Source organism: Glaciecola sp. G7-5, assembly GCF_055808975.1.
This window is the reverse complement of sequence record NZ_CM147892.1, coordinates 1,044,079-1,063,199: the sequence shown is the minus strand read 5'-3', so window position 1 is coordinate 1,063,199 and position 19,121 is coordinate 1,044,079. Positions and strand designations below refer to the sequence as shown.

The window sequence follows — 19,121 nt, the reverse complement described above, 5'->3', positions numbered from 1 at the left end:
AATTATGCCACCTTTGAAACAATAGCATTCATTTGTCCAACTAACTTCGTATAGTCTTGAACGAATTGATTACTAATTTGACCTAAAGCCTTGCCCATTTCACTCATAACGCGATTTAGTTCTTGCTGCATCGATTGGTCAATCATTCCTAATTGTTTTTCAACAGCTTCTCCTGTTTTGCCTACCTGCTCTTTGAGGCTTACATCAATGTTGGAAAACACCTTAGTCATATGCTGTGTTTGTGATGCGAATACATCTTCAAGGGAGTTTTCTAAGCGTTTTTGCATTGTTTCGATACTATCAGTTACGTTATCTCTGACCGTTGTTGTATCCGAAACCAACGCTTTATTTGCATCAGTTAGTGTCGTTGCTAGAGCCTTTGAGTCGTCAACTAGACCGTTTATCATATCCCTTACATGATTGTTGAGATCTTCGACCGTAGCGTTTAATTGTTCGCGAATATCTTCCGTCTTCCCGTCTAACACATTTGCAGTATTTTCCAATGAAGCATTTGATTTGGTGACTGAATCAGCAAAGCTAGTAGAGCCTTCAACAATCACTTTCTCTACATTTTGAGCACTTTCAGCAAGTTTTTTACCTATAGTCTCAACACCGTCATTGGCATTGGTAACAAACTTCTCAAGTAAATCGTTGGACGTTGTAATGTGACTTTGTATGTACTTATCAGACTCAGTCAGAAGCTCTTTGTAGTGATTGCTCGCAAGCTGAACAGATTCTGATATGGTCTTCACCGTTTCGTCAATTTGTTTCTTGATTTCAGGAACTGCTTCAACGGCTCTATCCCTAATATCTTTAAATGCCTCTAAGTGGTTTTCTAGCTCTGATAGTTGATGCTGATTCACTTCCATTACTTGTTTTAAATTTGTCATTGCTTCAGGTATCGCTTTAGACTCAGTGCTTATATTTGCTACTGAAGTTTCTGTCGCAGCTATTGAGGCGACGCCAAGCTTGTATTGCTCTGACATCTCAGAAAGTTGAAGTTTATAATTTTCCTGCCAAGTAACTAACTCTTTGACAGCTTCATTTAGCTGCTTAAAGTTTTCACCAAATTGCTCTGTCAGGTTATTGTTAAAGTCAGTAATAACCTGTTTAAGTGCCTCAATAACAGTTTCAGTAGCGGATTTTGAGAGCATATCTGCAAAATCTTGCATTTTGATCCAAAGCTTATCTGTGAATGTGGTGAAGGCTTCTTGTTGAGAGGATATTTTTTCATTGATCAAACTCAGTGTTTCAGAAGTGGATTGTTGCGTTTTAAGTCCAAGTTTTTGATTATCGTTTATATCCCCGCGAAGTAACTTAAGCTGACTGAGGATTGACCCATCGCTGTCGCCGCCAATAGCCGAAACTAGAGTATCGATAGATTGACGTTGCTGATTTATGGCGAGTAGAATATCTTCGGGCGTGGCAGACGGGGCCTCTCCAGATGTTAAAGATTGACGGAATATGCCGCTTGTTTGGATTACCTTGAATGCCATAGATAGTACTATACCTACTAAGCTTGTAAAAAATGCCGTTTTCAAACCATTTAATAAGCCTTCAATACTCCCATCAATATCTTTTGCATCAAACGCCATAAGACCAATTACGATACCGGCGAAAGTTCCAAATATACCTAAGGATGTCAAAAGTGCAGGTGTGTAAAACACAAAATCGTTGGCGCGGTTTTTATACAATGCCCATAAAGCAAAAAGAAATGCGATTACAATGGTGACGCATACGACTATGGTGAGAAGACTTGCTAATTGAGTAGCCTGATCTTTTTGCAAGTTTAAAAAGTCCATTTATAAAATCCTTCTGGTTCCGATTCAAAATCTCTTTGATACGTTGTTATTTTTCATATCTAAAAACGAATACATTACACTAGACCAAAGTACAGATACAGTACTTTAATATTTTGAATCTAATACTAAAAGTGTAATGACATATATTACCGTATGCAGTTACAAAATTAGTTACTGGCTCTATCGCTATAAAATGCTACTTTGTACGAGCAATGGTATCCTGATCACTCAATTCCTGCATCAAAAGACTATCTCCGCATAAAATTTCAAGCTAAAACGTTAAATAAAACATGCACAATTCAACAAGCGAATCTAGTGGAAAAGACAAATGTCACAGAGAGTAGTAAATAGCTTTAATCCGTCTTATACTGACCAGAGGGTTATACTCAGAATACTAAGGGATGAATATGAGCATACAAAATTCGCTCAAAGGCAGTAAAGACTCTCTTTGGAAGGCAATTAAGAATTACTATGTGGCTTGGGCAACATTGGGACATGCACTTAGATTAAAAGCAGAGGCTGAACTCGTTGATGCGGCACATCAAAAAATTAAGGCTGATGAAAAGTTCTCTAATTTGAATGATGAAGAGCTTGAAAATGCAAAAAAGGTCATGAGAATACTTCGCAATAAATTGAAGGTAGAACGACAGCAGATTTTGTTGCTTTCTATGCCTTTTATCTTTTTTTTAGCTTTAATTTATTCATTTGTCGTTATAATACTTGAGATCATCAGAATAGTATTTGGCTAGTTACAAAAGTTTAATCAATGCTATTACGCCACTAACGATTTGGATCCATAGTGGTTCAAATTAACAGATATGATAATCTTACCAAATTCGCTCGGTATTTAAACCGACACAGTCCTTTCTGTAGTAGCACTAATACAAGTGTGTGAGATATGACCTATCTTTTTCGAGAGCAGATGCTAGTTTACTACGAGAACGAAATAAACAAAGATTTTTAGAAACAGGCAAGTACGTTAATGAAACCTGTTCACAAGCTATGTTTGATAAATATGAAGAAGTATCTGAAGAAGCTTTTGACGATGTACAGTTATTTACCTATATGCATTAACAGTCGCTGTATTTGTTGCATATGCTAAAAATCTTGAAGCGAAATTTAACGCGTTTAATACAGGTACAGACACCTCTGAAAGTGACGCTCAATTTCTTGATAAATTGGGCGTGCTAAACGTTAGCGTTAATGTAAAATTGTTGCGATAACTTTAAATTGTCGGAGTTTACGCCATTGATGTACTGCTTCTTCGAATAAGTATCGTAGTCGACCAAATGCATCAGCAAATTCTATTTTACTGAGTGAGCAAAAACTCATCTTAAAGGAATTTTATTAAAACCAACAATATGGGCGGTTACAGTGTGCTACATGGAATCAACAATAACGACAACAAACCTAGGGCTAGTATGTATATCAAGTAGGGTCATTGAGTGCTTTCGCAAACACAGGGCTGACGAAGATATTGCAACTATCACTGCTGAGCTTATAGAAATTCTTCAAAGTGACAAGATCGAGCAATTGGAATTTCCAATGATTTTAGACAAACCTAAACAGCTTGAACTTTGGGTACACCAGTCAAGTTCTATGATTTTTTCTGTGGTTCCCAAAGAAGGTTATAGGCTAATCTCATTAGTAATTAAGTCGGACATGTCTAATTTTATATTCGAGAATAATTAGTTCTGAGGTATGTCTGTTTTTGTTGATCTTTTAATTTCATATACAAGCATGTTTTACGTTTTTTTCTCACTTTCGTTCAAAATTAAGTCTGTTGTGGTTGAATTAGCAGGACACTTCAATAAAGGATAATATCCAACTATTTAGGTGTAAAATGACTAAACGTGTAAACAAGCAATATCCATTCGAACCTTGTTAATTTGCACCGCTATGGAGCCAAATCGTTAGCGGCGTAATGGCACCACCTGATTTGCACCTAATGGCGCCACCGTATTTGCGGCTAATGGCGCCACTTATTTCCTCTTTTTCACCTCAAACTTCATTGTAAATCGCGTATCTTTGAGTCTACTTTTTAGGCAAGGAGGTTACGCATGGCAAACAAGAGGTTTGAAATGTATCAATATCGACAAATACTCGTTCGGATGCGAATGGGTGAATCTAATCGTGCAATTGCCCAAAGCGGGCTGATGGGCAGGAAAAAGGCACAGAAGTTAAGGGATACCGCAGTTGCGCAAGACTGGCTAGATAAACTGAAGCCACTGCCTGAAAATGCTGAATTAGCCACGGTGCTCAATGTCACTGTGCACACATCATCGTCCACTATGTCTAGCGTGTTACCCCATGCTGACAAAGTAAAAACATGGATGAAAAGTGGCGTGCAAGCCACGACTATTCACCAACAACTTGTCCAAAACTATGGATTTACGGGCAGCTACTGGTCTGTCATTCGCTACATCAATAGTGTCAAAGAAAAAGAGCCTGGCGCAGTCTCGACCGTTATGGAGTTCGACCCGGCCGATGCGGTGCAAGTCGACTTCGGCGCTGGCCCGCTGATAGTCGATACGCAAACTGGCGAATTGCGTAAGACATGGATTTTTGTCATGACCTTGGCGTGGAGTCGCCATATGTACGCAGAATTCATATGGGACCAAAGTACGGCTACGTGGTTGTCGTGCCACCGCCGCGCCTTTGAATGGTTCAATGGTGTGCCTAAACGCGTGATAATTGACAATCCAAAGTGCGCCATCACCAAAGCCTGCTATCACGATCCTGATGTTCAGCGTGCCTATGGTGAATGCGCTGAAGACTATGGCTTTTTAATTGCACCGTGTCCTGTGCGCGAGCCAAAGAAGAAAGGCCGTGTAGAATCCAACGTCAAGTACATCAAAAATGCATTCGTGCCTTTAAAGGAATTCCGTAGCTTAAGCGACGCGAATGCACAATTAAAAGCATGGTTAGTGGGTGTGGCTGGCAATCGCAAACATGGCACGACGAAACTTATTCCACTGACGCAATTCAAGGAAGTCGAGCAAGAGCTGCTACAACCTTTACCTGATGTCGCCCCCGAGCTTGCCGTATGGGCACAAGTAAAAGTGCATGGTGATGGTCATGTTCAATTCCAACACTGTCGTTACTCAGTGCCTTATATACTGATACGCGAAACTGTCTGGTTGCGTGCCGGCGACAGCACGGTACGCATTTATCAGCAGCACGAGTTAAAAGCGACCCACAAACGATTGCGCCACCAAGGTGGCCGCTCTACTGTCAAAGAGCATCAACCCCCTGCGGCACAAGCTTACAATATGCAAGACCCACAATACTGCCTAAAGCAAGCCGAAAAAGTCGGCGAATACTGCCACTTGTTTATCAAGCGCCTGTTTGCCAGTCGCGTGCTTGATAACCTGCGTGCGGCACAAGGTGTTGTGGGCTTCGCCAAAAATTACGGGCCAGTACGATTAGAAAATGCCTGCTACCGTGCCTTAACCTTCGACAATGTGCGCTACAGCGCAGTGAAGCAAATACTCGAAAAAGGCTTGGATGAAATGCCCCATGAAAGTCACGCCTTCGATAGCTTAAGCGACAGTTACACTGGCAAAGGCCGCTTCCATCGCGACCCCAACAAACTTATTCCACATTAGAGAAATGACTATGATTAATCCTATTCCAGAATTATCGCCCTTACTGAAACAACTTCGCCTATCGGGCATGACTGATTCGCTGGCTCAACGTAACCGCGAGGCCATTGAACACCAAATGACTTATCCGGAGTTCTTGGCTTTATTGGTGCAAGACGAGGTAGCAAGGCGAGACAGTAAGAAGTATGCCACACGGCTTCGCCGTGCGGGGTTTAAGTCTAATAAAACACTCGAAAGCTTCGACTTAACTAGCAATCCTCACCTTAACCAATCGTATGTAAAAGAATTAGCAACATGCGGCTTTATTGATGAAAAAGTCGCGGTACTCATTGCAGGACCATGCGGCACAGGAAAAAGTCACTTAGCCCAAGCCATTGGACATTGCGCAGTACAAAAAGGGGTAGATGTGTTGTTTTTTACTCAAGCTAAATTGCTCGCTAATCTTAATGCCGCACGCGCCACCAATACATATGAAAAGCGCTTCCAAGCCTTAGCCAAAGTGCCGTTGCTCATCATTGACGACTTCGGCTTGAAACCCTTGAAACCCCCGCAAGATGAAGACTTACATGACCTTATTGATGAAAGGTACGAACAGCACGCCACCATCATTACTAGTAATTTAGACTTCACCGAATGGGGCGATGCCTTCCCGAATAAGCTACTTGGCGCAGCCACGCTCGATAGGCTAAGACACAATGCTTATCGCTTGATACTCGAAGGTGAAAGTTACCGAAAATTAAGAGAGGAGAAAACACCAAATACCAACAAAACTGGACGCGCTTCAAAAAGCGGTCAATAATCAACTTGTTTGAGGGTAAAAAGAGCACTTCTAGGTGGCTCCATTAGGCCGCAAATGGGTGGCGCCATTAGGGTGCAAATTAACAAACCTCTAACGGTAGGATGCTACTATAACTTCATGTTACGATATCCGATCTATTTTTGTAATTTTATACTTTAGAGAGTTCGACTTTTAATGACTAGTGCCCCTGAAATAAACTTTGGAAAAATAAAAAAATATTTTTCAGACAGAGGTTTCGGATTTATTGAGCGTATCTTCTACCAAAGTGGTTCAACTGAACTATTTTTCCATATTAAAAAAATCAAAAAAGCGCTACCTGAACTTGCTATAAAACTTGATGATGAAGAAAACTATGGAGAGTTATACCTTTGGTATGAAGTAGAAAACACCTCCAAAGGGGACAATGTCTTTCGTGCGTTAAGCAAAACAGATATTGAAAAGTTAGTAAAAAATCAGTTTCCTAGCTTTGATGAAAAGATTAAATTACTTTGGCTAGATATTGATATAGCTCTACCAGCTTGGATATATAAAGCAACCTGTGACCTAAGCGGAGAAGAAAGAGCTAATGACTATAAAAATCAAAGAATAAAACTTAAAGAAGAGAGGGAGGCTATTCGAATAGTTGAAGAGGAAAAATTAAATAAAAAACTAAAAAAAGATAAGAAAAAATTAAAACAAAGATTGAAAAAAGAAAAAGAAAAAGCAAAAAAGAGGCGTAAAGAAGAAAACGCTAAAGAAGAAGTTTGCAAAAAAGAATTCAAAAAGTTAGTCGCCGAAATAAAGAATTTAAACTTTACAGAGAGTCATCAGGTCTCTAATTATATAATAAAGAATCGCTTGGGCCAAAAGTATCAAAACATATCAGGAATTGTTCGCATGAAGTCTAGTGACTCGTCTTGGGATTTTAAAGGAGGGTTTCCTCCAGAGATTTATTCAAAACTTTGTATAAAGCTAGGTTTAAAAAATAAGGGGACTCATGCACGAGTAGTCAAATTCACGGCATTTAAAGATATTTGACTATTTAATAGTTACAACTGACTGTTCGCACAGACTTGTCACACATGTGTCACAGCTATCAAAACACAAAGATGCTCACAAATAAAAAGTACTCATAAACAAAACATGAAAGCCAATTAAATGTTTTACGAGATCATATGAAGATTACATTTTTTTAAACAGAAATGCCGCTACAACCCAACAAAATGGCGCTCCCGACGCGATTCGAACGCGTGACCTACGGCTTCGGAGGCCGTCACTCTATCCAGCTGAGCTACGGGAGCATAATCTTTTGTTGTGGCGTTTTTGACTGTTACCCTCAGTTGTCACAAACTCAATGAGTATTACCTTCGGAGGCCGATACTCTATCCAGCTGAGCTACGGGAGCGTAACTAAGGGCGAGAATGTTAACACATTAAAACCGCTTGGTGCTACGGTCTTTAACTCGCTCGTTCAAATAATAGCTTAGCGTACAAACAACGTAACATTGCTAAGTGAAAGTACCCGCTTAAGCTTATGAAAAACCATAACAAGTCTTAAAAACCAACTTGGAAAGTTAAAACACTAGCAGATAGTCGTAAGCACATACGCGATAAAGGCGTAAGTAACTGTTTTAGATGAACTTTATCATAAGCACAGTATTTGCTGAATTTTTAGCTATAGTTAGTATAAAATAAATGCGGTAAAATACGTTGTGATGACTATATGATTTGTAGAAATTGCTACCACGCAAGCTTTATAAAGAGTAGTTAGGTTTCTTTGGAACAAGAAACTTGTTGATGGGTTTAAATCATATAACCAGTTAAGGAAAATCTACGAATGCAACACCCTATATCCAGCGCTTGTAAGCGCCTGTTGTCCCATTTATCAAAAGTTGTTTTTACCTTGGGAATTGTGTTCTTTTTGGCGGCTTGCGGTGAAAAAACTGCCGAAGACCACTTTAACGACTCTGCTGAGTTTATTGCTAACGGCAATCAAGACGCCGCCATTGTTGCACTAAAAAATGCGATCCAAGCTGAGCCCCGCATGTCTAAAGCGCGCGTTGCTCTTGGCAAGCTCTACTTAGAACTCAATAACTTCGATTCTGCGAGTAAAGAATTGTCTTTTGCGCTAGACGCGGGTTACTCAGAAAAAGAGATTATTCCGTTGTTGGCCGAAGCACTGCATCGCACCAATGCCAACGTTGCCTTGGCAGATTTGGAGTACGACGAATCTTTGTTTAGCCCCGCCGAGCTTGTTGAAATTGGCTATCGCCAAGCCCATGCAGTTATTGTCTTGCAGAAAAAAGAAGAATCAAAGGCACTTATCAATAAGCTGTTGGCAATCAATACTCAAACCATTTACAAAACCATGGTTAAAGGCCTGCAATTAGCAACTAACTTAGATTATCCTGAAGCCCTTGAAGAAGTTAAAGGCGCATTACAGCAAGACCCTCTTAATCGCGATGCGATCGACCTTACCGCTCGGCTATATGTGCTCAATAACGATCCTGAAACCGCCGCCAGACTGTACGAGGACTACATTAAAGTAGCCCCAGAGGATCTAGAAGCGAAGTTCTCATTAGCCAATATGTTGCTGCAACAAAAACAGCCACAACGAGCAGAAAAATATATTGATGAACTCCTCAAGGTAAACGCTGAGCACCCAGCACTCAATCAACTCAAAGCAATTGTACGAGCTGCTGCCGACGATTATGTCAGCGCGAAAAAGTTTGCTGAAAAAGCAATAAGCAGCGGCCGAAATGATTTTAGCCTGCGCATGGTAGCGGGATTGGCGTCGTTTCAATTAAAAGATTATCAAAGTACCATTAAGCACTTTTCACCTATCGCGGTTAACCTTGCAGACAATCACCCTGCGCTTCGGATGTTGGCGGCGAGCCAACTTGAGCTAAACATGGATGAAGACGCCAGCGAAGTATTGTCGCGCGTTACTAATGTCTCTGAAAATGATTTTGAGTTGTTTTCACGCGCCGGTTACGAGTTAATCAAATCAGGCAATACTGAAGCGGCTAACAAGCTCATTGAGCAATCAGAAAAGATCAGTGATTCGGCCGACGACCTTACCCAACTAGGCGTACTAAAATTATCCCTCGACAACCTTGACGGCATTGTCGACCTTGAAGGCGCGGTTGAAAAAGCGCCGCTCTCAGCAAAGGCCAAAGAAACCCTAGCAGGTGCGTATTTAGGCACCAACCAATTTCAAAAAGCAATGAAACTAGCTAAAAACTGGCAAAGTGACGAGCCATCAAACGTTGGCGGATATTTGCTTGAATCTGAAGTGTATCAGCGCCAAAAACAATACGGCCCCGGCGCCGCTGCGTTGGCAAAAGCGTCAAACATCGATTCAACAAATTTGTCGGTACAATTAGCAAAAATTAGATTGGCACTGCGCCAAGAAAAAAGGGATGAAGCCCTAGCTGCGACCGAAGCGGTTTTAGAGTCGCACCCAAGTAATGTAACGGCACTAGCAAGTTTGTTCCAACTTAAATTGCAAGAAGGAAATCCTGCTCCTGCGATGGATAGAATTGAAGAGCAAGCACTGCAAAACCTTGATAATGAGCCCTTGATCATGCTTGCGTCAAGAACCATGCTAGCAAGAAATAAGTTTTTCGAAGCTATCGAGTTGTTGAATAACGTTGAGCCTACCAGACTTACCTCGCAAACCTATTGGGAAGTTAAAGGCACTGCACTACTGCGCACAAATCAGCTTTCTGATGCTTATGAGCATTTTAGTAAGTGGGCCAGACTTTTTCCAAATCAAAGCAACCCAACTATTGGCTTGCTACGAGTGTTAGACGCCCAAGGCAACTTTAAAAAGGCAGCAGCGATTGCGGCTGACTTTGTTGCTCAAAATGATAGCCCGCAAATCAACTTAATGAAGGCCTATTACCTTACTATGTCACAAGACGTGAGAGGCGCGAAAGCGGTCCTCAATAATATTGATAGCGCGTCACAAAGCTTGCCCTTTGTTCGTGGTATTAAAGCCCGTATTGCCTTATTGGAAAATAGAGGCGCCCAAGGTATTGAAGATGCTAAAGCCTCGTACATCGATAACGCCAGTCCGAATAACCTGTTGGTATATGTACAAACCCTCGACAGCGCGAAAAGAAGCGATGAAGCACTTCGTATTATTGAGCAGCACGTAGAAAAAGCACCTAACGATAAGCGTAGTTTGGCCTTATTGGCCGAGCGTAAAATCGCGCTAGATCCAAATGCGGCTTTAGCCATCTATGAAGAGATGATCCCCAAGTTACCAAACAACCCGGTTATTCTGAATAACGCTGGTTACCTACTGATGCAAGAAAATAAACTAGACAAAGCCTATCAGTACAGCAGCAGAGCCGTTGAAATAAGTCCGCAAAACGTTGATTTTGCTGATACTTATGCACAAATACTCATGCGCCGCAGTCAGGTAGGTGAAGCGGTAGAAACCTATAACAAAGTTATGGGGCCTGCGGTAAGAGATGAAAGTATTATTCTTAATTATATTGAAGCGTTGTTAGTCAACAAAGACAACTCAGCCGCGCGTCGCAAGATTCAAGAATTTAATTCTAGAGTTAAGTCTAAAGAAGGTAAATCTCGCTTATTGATTTTGCAAGCGACATACATGCAATAAACCAGTATGACACTAGCTTACGAGCAACGACAGTTACTTTTTTATAAATAACTGTCGTTGCCCTTTATTACGGGCACCCGCTATAACTCTACATTCGCTTTATATTCAGCATCAGCAAGCTTAATAAACCCAACTTTGTCTTCAAGCCAGTCTTCACGCACGCTTTTACTATAATTTAAATACAGTTTACCTTCGTAAATAGTAAAGGCTTCTTCATCGATTCCTACAAAACGCCCTTTTGACATTGCATAAGAGCAATAGCCTCCATATTGCGGCGCATATTTCTCAGGCGCTTCGTCAAACAATTTTTTATGTTCAGTCGTCGAAAAATGCCACGTTGCACCGCGCCAATCGCTGCTAATATTGTCTTTACCTTCTACGGGCTTGCCTTGTGTAAAATAGGCTACTGTATCGTAGCCATAAATCGCCTTGTTGTTAAACGTACCGGTTTCAATAGGATCTTCGCTAAAGCCTAAACTGGTAAAGGAAATAGCAAGTAAAAACCAAACAAATGCCAAACGAAAAATATTCATATAAAACCCTTAATTATTGTATTCAATCAATTGTATCTTATCCCTAAACTAGCACGCTTCGAGTACAAAGATAGAGTACAACTCAAATCTTTATGAAAATGTGATAAATAGAACTTTAGAATTAGAAATCAGGGCCGTTAACGATCTAAGTCAAATTACTTACTTTTATCAACAATATAGTGCAGTAGTGTCTTGATAGCATGACGTAAAGCTTACTATGCAATTAAATCATTGAAAATGTGGTCTAAGATGTAAGTAGGAGTTGTTTAGCTAGTGTATGTGGTTATAATCACACCAGTTTAACACCTTAATATGCAGGAGATTATCGTGAAGATAAAGGCATTTTTAGCAGTTGTAGTCGCAAGTTGTTGTTTTATTGCAGGAAGTTTTGCGCAAGAAGATAATAGTGAGTTATTAGAAAGAATAAAGCCAGTAGGTAAAGTGCAGATTGCAGGCGCAGCTCCAGCAGGTGCCGCGGTAGCAGCAGGGCCACGTTCTGGTGAAGATATTTATAACACCGCGTGTACAGCATGTCATGCCATTGGTGTGTTAGGTGCACCTAAAACACAAGTAGCAGCTGATTGGCAACCACGTCTTGACGAAAAAGGTTTTGACACGGTTTGGAAGAACGCAATCAACGGTATTAACGCGATGCCTCCCATGGGTACTTGTGGAGATTGCACCGACGACGATATCAAAGCAGCTATCGAATATATGATTGAGGGAATTTAACTGCCAGTAATTCCACCGGCTTTACCCTCTTTCACCAAGATTGGATTGTTTTTCTATGCATAGAAATGAAATCATCGGTGAATTGACGGAAAGCGAGCTGAGGGAGTTAGTCCCTCAGCTTCAAAACCTCACTGAAAAGTACAAACGTTCAGAGCGTATCCAAAAGGCGCTCTACACGATCAGTGAGCTCGCAAGCTCGCTAGATAACTTTGATTCGCTCTACGCTGAAATTCATAACATTGTGTCTGACTTTATGCAGGCTCACAATTTCTTTGTTGCTTTCCACGAAGCAAAAGACGAGAACATCCAATTCGCCTACTTTGTTGACGAGCGCGACGAAGAGCCCATCAAGCATATTAGCTACGCAAAAATAAAAAACGGCATAACCGCACTTATACTGCGTTCGGGCAAAACCCTTACCCTGACAAAAGAAAACTATCCCCAGCTCCAGGCCGAACACAAGTTTGACATGCTTGGAACCCCTCCTGTTGACATGATGGGTGTTCCTATCATTCGAGACAATCAGGTAATAGGGGCTATGGTTGTACAAAGTTACAGTGAAGACATTCGCTATGATGCAGACGACCTTGAGATTTTGGTATTTATATCACAACACATTGTGACCGCTCGCGACCGTATCTTTCAACGTGAGCTAACAGAAGCAAAAATTGCTGAGCGCACCGAACAACTGGTTAAAGCAAACCATACACTAGAATCAGAAATATCAGAAAGATTGCGTATGGAGAATCTCCAAAAAGCGCTATTTCAAATTTCTGAGTTGTCAACTAAAGTCGACGGCAATATCATTGAGTTTTACACCAAGCTACACGGTATATTAAAAGAACTCATCAATGCGGAAAACTGTTATATAGCTTTGCTTGATAAAAGCGAAGAGAGTTTAAATTTTCCCTACTTTGTAGGCCGAGATGAAGATTTCAATAGTACTCGCCAACTTACCCGTGGCTTAACCGAGTACGTGATTAGGTGCAAGCAAGCCACCTTAATCGACAGCGCGAAAATTTATGAGCTGGTCGACAGCGGTGAAGTTGAGCGTAAATTTGTTGTTCGTATGCTGCAAGAGGGTAACTCGTGGATGGGTGCACCGCTGCTTGTAGATTCGGCTGTAAAAGGTGTTATTGCAATACAAACTTATGGCGAAGGCGAAGACTATGATGAAGATGATTTAGACATTCTGCGCTTTGTATCACAACACATATCTGTTGCCATGGAGCGACGCCGAGCGGCGAACGAACTAATAAAATACAATCAACAATTGAGTGAAAAAGTACAAGAACGCACCGCTGAACTCAACAAAACCAACCTCTCGCTTAAGCAGCAAATAGAGCAACGTAAAGAAGTTGAACTAAAGCTTATTCATGATGCCCATCATGACAGCCTTACGCAGTTGCCAAATAGAGTGATGTTTAATAGCCGTTTAGAACTGGCGATCGCTAGTAAGCAACGCTACAGCGAACATAACTTTGCGCTTCTTTTTATCGATTTAGATAGGTTTAAAACAATTAACGACACCCTAGGACACCATGCAGGTGACGAGTTCTTAATTGAAGCATCTAAGCGCATTAGCACCTGTAAGCGTAGCCATGATCTTCTAGCTCGCTTAGGCGGTGACGAATTTGTGATACTAGTCGACAAATTTACTAATATGGGTGACGTAGAAGCAATTTCACAGCGTATTGTCGACTCTATTAGCACGGTATTTAAAATTGACGAAAAAGAAGTATTTTCAGGTGCGAGTATTGGTGTGGCTGAAATAACCAGCGACTATACCAGTGCCGATGATGTGCTTCGCGATGCTGACGCTGCCATGTATCAAGCCAAAAATTTAGGCCGAAACCGCTACGTGATTTTTGATATCAGTATGCGTAATCAATTAATAGAAGAAATTGACGACGAACATCTCTTCCGTAAAGCATTTAAAGCCGGTGAATTCGAATATGCGATTCAGCCTGTCAGGAACCTTAATGACGACAGTATATTGTTTTACGAATGCTCAATTTATTGGCCAGATCATCCTAAGTGTAAGCGCACAGAAAGTTTTTGGGCCTTAGCTGACAAGTGCGGCTTAACGTATCAAATAAATAAGCAGTTAATGGAAGAGGCGTTTAAAATCTTACATACTTGGCGCCTAGACCGGGATTACAAAAACACCAAAATCGGTCTCAGTTTGTCCATCGAGCACTTATTACATAAATCGTCATTTGAGGATTTAGTGCAGCAGATTGAGATGAGTGAAATATACAGTGAATTATTGGTAATTGAGCTCTCTGAAGCAGCGCTAAGCCGTTTCACGAAGTATTTACCAAATATGCTAAGCAAACTCCAAAACCTGGGCGTTACACTCGTGCTCGACAACTTTGGCAGCCATTCAGGCTCGCTTAATCACTTATTCAAATATGATTTTGACTTTATTAAATTAAACCCAGATTTAGTCAATACTTTTGGCATGTCTGACAAATATCACCGTTTAGTAAAATCGATAGTACTTATTGCCAATGAAGTCGGCATAGGCGTTATTGCTGATGGCGTTGATGACGACATGATATTGCAAGAGTTACATGAAATTGGCTGCCATTTTGGTCAAGGTAACGCCATCACTCCCCTTTCCTTTTTAAAATAAGTCTTACTCAAATAGTTTTTTAAGGGCCGCAATACCTTTTTCGGCTTTTTGCAATCGAACCTCTTCACTATCTGGTTTTTTCTGCCATTCCCACTCTAGGTCATCGGTAGGGAGCTCATAGAGGAAGCGAGAGGGTGTTGGTTCAATCAATTCGCCATACTGTCGCCGCTCTCGCGCAATAGTAAAGTATAGTTGCTGTTGCGCTCGGGTAATGCCCACATAGGCGAGTCTTCGTTCTTCGTCAATATTGTCTTCATCAATACTGCTTTGATGTGGCAGCAAGCCCTCTTCCATGCCCACCATAAACACATAAGGGAACTCTAGTCCTTTGGACGCATGCAGAGTCATAAGTTGGACTTGGTCGGCTTCGGCGTCGTCTTCACCGCGCTCCATCATGTCGCGCAGTGTTAAGCGCTGAACGACTTCTGGCAAAGTCATAGGTGCGTTTAAAGCGTCACCTTTTAGCAGGTCTTGTACCCAACCGAACAGGGTTGATACATTCTTCATCGCAATTTCAGCCGCTTTAGGGCTAGCTGATTGCGCGTATAAGAATTCTTCATACTGTAGCGATTTGATAAAGTCGCGCAGCACCGCTTCGGTGTCTCCCCGGGTCGCGTTTTCGCTAGTACTGGCCACAAGCCTTGCAAAGTGTTCTACGCTTGCGCCGGCTTTCTCACCAAGGACAGCCGATATTTGGGGGTGGCACATAGCGTCAAACAGTCCTCCTCCGTTGGCGTTAGCAAATTCACCGATTTTGGCTAAGGTCGCTCGGCCTATCCCGCGACTAGGCGTATTTATAACTCTAAGGAGCGCATTATCATCATTATGATTTGTCAGTATACGTAAGTAGGCCATGGTATCTTTCACTTCTGCACGGCCAAAAAATGAGGTTCCGCCACTAATCTTGTAGGGTATGCGGTTTTTCATAAGGACTTTTTCAAACACGCGCGCTTGATGATTGCCTCTGTATAAAATAGCGTAGTCTTTATACTGGGTGTCATTCATAAATTTATGTGCCATCAGCTCGGCGGTCACTTTGTCTGCTTCGTGGTCTTCGTTTTTAGACACTAATACTTTTAACTTTTCACCTTGTCCGAGTTCAGAGAACAAACGCTTATCAAACAAATGCGGATTGTTTTGAATAAGTATGTTGGCGCTGTGCAGTATGCGTTGGCTACTGCGGTAGTTTTGCTCTAATTTTACTAACTTAAGCGATGGATAATGTTCTTTTAGCAAGCTTAAGTTTTTAGGTTGTGCGCCGCGCCATGAATAGATAGATTGGTCGTCGTCCCCTACCACGGTAAATCTTGCGCGTTCTCCCACCAATAAGCGCACTAACTGGTACTGACTGGTATTGGTATCTTGATATTCATCTACCAGCAAATAGCGAATGGCATTTTGCCACTTCTCCCTTACTGCTTGGTTTTGCTGAAACAAGACCGTTGGCAATAAAATGAGATCATCAAAGTCTAGTGCGTTGTAAGCTTGCATATGCCGGGCGTATTCTTGATAAAAGAGTGCGTGCTCTGCCTCTATACCGGTGCTTTTGCCAAACATTTGCACGGCGTTTAGCGGCATAATGAGTTCGTTCTTCCAGTTTGAAATACTGCGCGCAAGGTGGTTTATTTGGTCTTTGTCGCCCGCGTATTCGTCAGTAGTCAGGTCATTTAATAATGCATAGCTGTCTTTGTCATCGAATAAAGAAAAGCCTGCTTTGTAGCCCAAGGTGGTTACATGCTTTTTGATGATATTTAAACCCAAGGTATGAAAGGTCGATACCTTAAGCCCGCGCGACTCTTTTTTACCCAAAGTTTGGGAGACGCGCTCTTTCATTTCTCGCGCCGCTTTATTGGTAAAGGTTACCGCAGCTATTTGGCTTGGTTTGTATTTACACACGTTCACCAAATACGCTATTTTATTGGTAATTACGCGTGTTTTTCCGCTGCCGGCCCCTGCGAGTACTAAACATGGCCCGCTGATATATTCTACTGCGGCTTGTTGGGCTGGGTTTAATCGCATGAAATTGTGCACTACCTGTCATTTATCGGACACAAATTATAACAAAACAATGCTAATAGAGACTGCTTTCTTTTAAAATTGTGTCTACAATGTTGTTTCTACTTAAAAGAAAAAGTACGGATAAAGGAAAGAACATATGCTTGATCCAAAGAAACTCGAAGAAATTGCCAAAAATATATCAAACGCGATCCCGCCAGGAGTGAAAAACATGGCAGGAGAAGCAGAAGAAAAAATGAAACAAGTATTGCAAAGTCAATTAAACAAACTTGATTTTGTGAGTCGCGAAGAGTTTGATGTACAAAGCCAAGTGTTGATCAGAACCCGCGAAAAGCTTGAAGCGCTTGAAGCTAGACTCGCCGCATTAGAAGCATCAAACGAAAGTCCTAGCGAATAACTAAATAGGGCTTAAATAGCCTAAGGCAATACTGGCAAATACGGTCATACCCACCCAATTGTTGTGTAAAAAAGCCGTGAAGCATTTTGCTTCTTCACGGTTTTTGCACAAAATAAACTGATAAATAAACAGTAATACCACGATAAACAAGCCTGCATAACTAAGGATGGGTAACTGGTTTATATAAAAAACCCAGGTTAATAAAGCCACACTCGCGAGTTGCAATAAAACGATTGCTAATAAATCAAAGCGACCAAAGAGGATTGCCGTAGATTTAATGCCTATTTCAAGGTCGTATTTGCGGTCTACAATGGCATATTGGGTGTCGTAGGCAACCGTCCAACATAAATTAGCAATATACAAATACCAAATCCAATATGGCAAGTCACCGCTAATTGCCATAAAAGCCATGGGGATAGACCAACCAAAGGCTGCCCCCAATACCACTTGTGGCAAATGTGTGTAGCGCTTCATGAACGGATATACACTCGCCAGCAAGAGCGCGACCACCGACAGCATAATGGTTGCTGTATTCAAAAACAGGACTAACAAAAAGGCGATGAATATAAGTAGGGCAAACAATTGTTTGGCTTCTTTTGCACTCACCTTGCCTGCTGGCAAAGGCCTATTTTTAGTCCGCTCAACGCTGCCATCTACCTTGCGATCAGCAAAGTCATTGACCACACAACCTGCGCTTCGCATCACAATCACGCCAAGCACGAATATAAGGGCAATATCAAAAGGCGGCATCCCTTGGGCAGCAAAAACAATCCCCACAAACATGGCCACAACAGTAAATAAATACCAATGGGCTTATCTGCTCGCATAAGTTGCCAATAATAGTCTTTGTGCTTTAGCGTTAACGCAATCATATGCCTACCAATAACAGGGGCTGTCAGGAAGAAAAGCTTCTGCGACCAATAATTCATATTGCTCTATAGTAAATTTGGACCGTCTTGCCCAGCAAGTTTGTTCTGGTCCTAAAGGCGCATGGCTTATAGGATGATGCTCTAACTTGCCTATTTCAAACTCACTGCGGATAAAATTATCGTCGTTGAAAATCCTTGCCCCTAGAGGCTGATTGCCTAAGTTAGCCCATTTCGATAAGCACAACTCTGTAGGCAATACGCTTCGGGCGAACACCCAATCTTGTAAGGCCTTGTTGGATTTATTTTTTCCATTCGCTACCAGAGGCGCGCCTTTAAGAATAACTTCTCTGACTTGCCAGTTTTGATCGCGCGACGATGCTAAAAGACTGCATTCGGACTTATCTAAAGCGACCGCTTCTTGGCCCAATAAATCTACCTCAAAAGTAGTAGTAAGGGCTTGCAAACGTTCAGTTAATGAACCGGTATTAAGAAGCCAATCACGCAGTATAGGTGAAAGGTTTTTAACTTCACTTGGAGACTGCCATTGCACTGGCATAGAAAAAGGAAACACTTTTTGAGTAATCAACACTGCAGTTTTTGCTAAGTTAACCGATAAATAGAGTCTATCACACTGAATTTGTCTTTTACCACGGGTAAACAAAAATGCTAACTCATTTCCGGCTAATAAGCGGTTTTTCAATTCTACTTTTTTGGATGTGTGCAGTTTTCGCCAATATCGCCGTTGCTCAAGAGGAAGAAGCGCTAGGGCCAGGCTATGCGTATATTGCGCTGGATCCCGACATCATTACAAATTATGCGGGCGACAACTCGAAAAAACTCGGTTACCTGCGTCTTACCATAGAAATCATGTTAGATGACGGCCAGTTTATTGGGGAAATTGAACATCACATGCCTTTGTTACGTGCTACTGCGATTGAAGTGATTGGCGGACAAACCGAACAGCAGGTAAGGTCATTGACAGGGCGAGAAGATATGCGCCGCGAAATTCTAAAGCGTTTTCGTGACCGCATGACGAAAGAAACCGGCAATGTTGTTATTAAAGATATTATATTTACCAAGTATCTGCGCCAAGGTGGCTAAGCCGCCCTTCTTAGCGCA

General features: G+C 41.6%; 14 protein-coding genes, 1 tRNA gene and 1 pseudogene. 10 read left to right on the top strand and 6 right to left on the bottom strand.

Annotated features, from left to right (window positions below; translation table 11 throughout):
- Positions 1-2 precede the first annotated feature (2 nt).
- On the bottom strand, positions 3-1,802 hold the full coding sequence (locus tag AC0L6H_RS04735) for a hypothetical protein (protein WP_473392909.1): 1,800 nt from the start codon (positions 1,800-1,802) through the stop codon (positions 3-5).
- Between the two features lie 407 nt (positions 1,803-2,209).
- Between AC0L6H_RS04735 and AC0L6H_RS04730 the strand changes: the two genes are divergently transcribed.
- The 5 genes from AC0L6H_RS04730 to AC0L6H_RS04710 all read left to right on the top strand — a co-directional run bounded on the left by AC0L6H_RS04730 (position 2,210) and on the right by AC0L6H_RS04710 (position 7,223).
- Positions 2,210-2,551, top strand: a complete 342-nt coding sequence (locus AC0L6H_RS04730) for a hypothetical protein (RefSeq protein WP_473392907.1) — start codon at positions 2,210-2,212, stop codon at positions 2,549-2,551.
- Between the two features lie 142 nt (positions 2,552-2,693).
- Entirely contained in the window at positions 2,694-2,876 is a 183-nt protein-coding gene (locus AC0L6H_RS04725; RefSeq protein WP_473392906.1) for a hypothetical protein, read from the top strand.
- Positions 2,877-3,883: 1,007 nt separating this feature from the next.
- Positions 3,884-5,410: an IS21 family transposase gene (gene istA / locus AC0L6H_RS04720; RefSeq protein ID WP_473394464.1), complete on the top strand. Its 1,527-nt coding sequence runs from the start codon at positions 3,884-3,886 to the stop codon at positions 5,408-5,410.
- A gap of 10 nt (positions 5,411-5,420) precedes the next feature.
- On the top strand, positions 5,421-6,206 hold the full coding sequence (gene istB, locus AC0L6H_RS04715) for an IS21-like element helper ATPase IstB (RefSeq protein WP_473392905.1): 786 nt from the start codon (positions 5,421-5,423) through the stop codon (positions 6,204-6,206).
- Between the two features lie 174 nt (positions 6,207-6,380).
- The gene (locus tag AC0L6H_RS04710) at positions 6,381-7,223 is read left to right on the top strand and encodes a cold-shock protein (RefSeq protein ID WP_473392903.1); all 843 of its coding nucleotides are present in this window, start codon (positions 6,381-6,383) and stop codon (positions 7,221-7,223) included.
- 186 nt (positions 7,224-7,409) lie between these two features.
- Here the strand turns inward: AC0L6H_RS04710 and AC0L6H_RS04705 are convergent.
- A tRNA-Arg gene (locus AC0L6H_RS04705) sits at positions 7,410-7,486 on the bottom strand.
- A gap of 535 nt (positions 7,487-8,021) precedes the next feature.
- On the opposite strand from AC0L6H_RS04705, the gene prsT reads away from it, so the two are divergent.
- Entirely contained in the window at positions 8,022-10,817 is a 2,796-nt protein-coding gene (gene prsT, locus AC0L6H_RS04700) for an XrtA/PEP-CTERM system TPR-repeat protein PrsT (protein WP_473392902.1), read from the top strand.
- A gap of 80 nt (positions 10,818-10,897) precedes the next feature.
- Here prsT and AC0L6H_RS04695 read toward each other — a convergent pair whose 3' ends face one another.
- Complete coding sequence (locus AC0L6H_RS04695) at positions 10,898-11,350, bottom strand: YHS domain-containing (seleno)protein (protein WP_473392901.1); 453 nt, start codon at positions 11,348-11,350, stop codon at positions 10,898-10,900.
- A 327-nt stretch (positions 11,351-11,677) separates the two neighbouring features.
- Here AC0L6H_RS04695 and AC0L6H_RS04690 point away from each other — a divergent pair, with 327 nt between their 5' ends.
- On the top strand, positions 11,678-12,082 hold the full coding sequence (locus AC0L6H_RS04690) for a c-type cytochrome (RefSeq protein ID WP_473392900.1): 405 nt from the start codon (positions 11,678-11,680) through the stop codon (positions 12,080-12,082).
- Between the two features lie 55 nt (positions 12,083-12,137).
- Positions 12,138-14,720 (top strand): bifunctional diguanylate cyclase/phosphodiesterase, encoded by a 2,583-nt coding sequence (locus AC0L6H_RS04685; protein WP_473392899.1) that lies wholly within the window; start codon positions 12,138-12,140, stop codon positions 14,718-14,720.
- Between the two features lie 3 nt (positions 14,721-14,723).
- Here AC0L6H_RS04685 and rep read toward each other — a convergent pair whose 3' ends face one another.
- Positions 14,724-16,739, bottom strand: a complete 2,016-nt coding sequence (gene rep / locus AC0L6H_RS04680; protein ID WP_473392898.1) for a DNA helicase Rep — start codon at positions 16,737-16,739, stop codon at positions 14,724-14,726.
- A 136-nt stretch (positions 16,740-16,875) separates the two neighbouring features.
- On the opposite strand from rep, the gene ubiK reads away from it, so the two are divergent.
- Complete coding sequence (ubiK, locus tag AC0L6H_RS04675; protein ID WP_473392896.1) at positions 16,876-17,133, top strand: ubiquinone biosynthesis accessory factor UbiK; 258 nt, start codon at positions 16,876-16,878, stop codon at positions 17,131-17,133.
- On the opposite strand, the pseudogene ubiA reads toward ubiK, so the two are convergent.
- Both ubiA and AC0L6H_RS04665 read right to left on the bottom strand, forming a co-directional pair.
- A pseudogene (gene ubiA, locus AC0L6H_RS04670) lies at positions 17,134-18,005 on the bottom strand (4-hydroxybenzoate octaprenyltransferase). It lies immediately after the preceding gene.
- 4 nt (positions 18,006-18,009) lie between these two features.
- Entirely contained in the window at positions 18,010-18,702 is a 693-nt protein-coding gene (locus AC0L6H_RS04665; RefSeq protein WP_473392895.1) for a chorismate--pyruvate lyase family protein, read from the bottom strand.
- 14 nt (positions 18,703-18,716) lie between these two features.
- Here AC0L6H_RS04665 and AC0L6H_RS04660 point away from each other — a divergent pair, with 14 nt between their 5' ends.
- Positions 18,717-19,103 carry a flagellar basal body-associated FliL family protein gene (locus AC0L6H_RS04660; protein WP_473392894.1) on the top strand — a complete coding sequence of 129 codons (387 nt, stop codon included), beginning with the start codon at positions 18,717-18,719 and terminating at the stop codon, positions 19,101-19,103.
- The last annotated feature ends 18 nt before the right edge of the window (positions 19,104-19,121 follow it).

Coding starts and splice junctions, on each gene's coding strand:
- AC0L6H_RS04660 (WP_473392894.1), top strand. CDS start 18,717: ATGTGTGCAGTTTTCGCCAATATCGCCGTTGCTCAAGAGGAAGAAGCG.
- istA (WP_473394464.1), top strand. CDS start 3,884: ATGTATCAATATCGACAAATACTCGTTCGGATGCGAATGGGTGAATCT.
- AC0L6H_RS04730 (WP_473392907.1), top strand. CDS start 2,210: ATGAGCATACAAAATTCGCTCAAAGGCAGTAAAGACTCTCTTTGGAAG.
- AC0L6H_RS04685 (WP_473392899.1), top strand. CDS start 12,138: ATGCATAGAAATGAAATCATCGGTGAATTGACGGAAAGCGAGCTGAGG.
- rep (WP_473392898.1), bottom strand. CDS start 16,739: ATGCGATTAAACCCAGCCCAACAAGCCGCAGTAGAATATATCAGCGGG.
- istB (WP_473392905.1), top strand. CDS start 5,421: ATGATTAATCCTATTCCAGAATTATCGCCCTTACTGAAACAACTTCGC.
- AC0L6H_RS04710 (WP_473392903.1), top strand. CDS start 6,381: ATGACTAGTGCCCCTGAAATAAACTTTGGAAAAATAAAAAAATATTTT.
- AC0L6H_RS04695 (WP_473392901.1), bottom strand. CDS start 11,350: ATGAATATTTTTCGTTTGGCATTTGTTTGGTTTTTACTTGCTATTTCC.
- prsT (WP_473392902.1), top strand. CDS start 8,022: ATGCAACACCCTATATCCAGCGCTTGTAAGCGCCTGTTGTCCCATTTA.
- AC0L6H_RS04735 (WP_473392909.1), bottom strand. CDS start 1,802: ATGGACTTTTTAAACTTGCAAAAAGATCAGGCTACTCAATTAGCAAGT.
- ubiK (WP_473392896.1), top strand. CDS start 16,876: ATGCTTGATCCAAAGAAACTCGAAGAAATTGCCAAAAATATATCAAAC.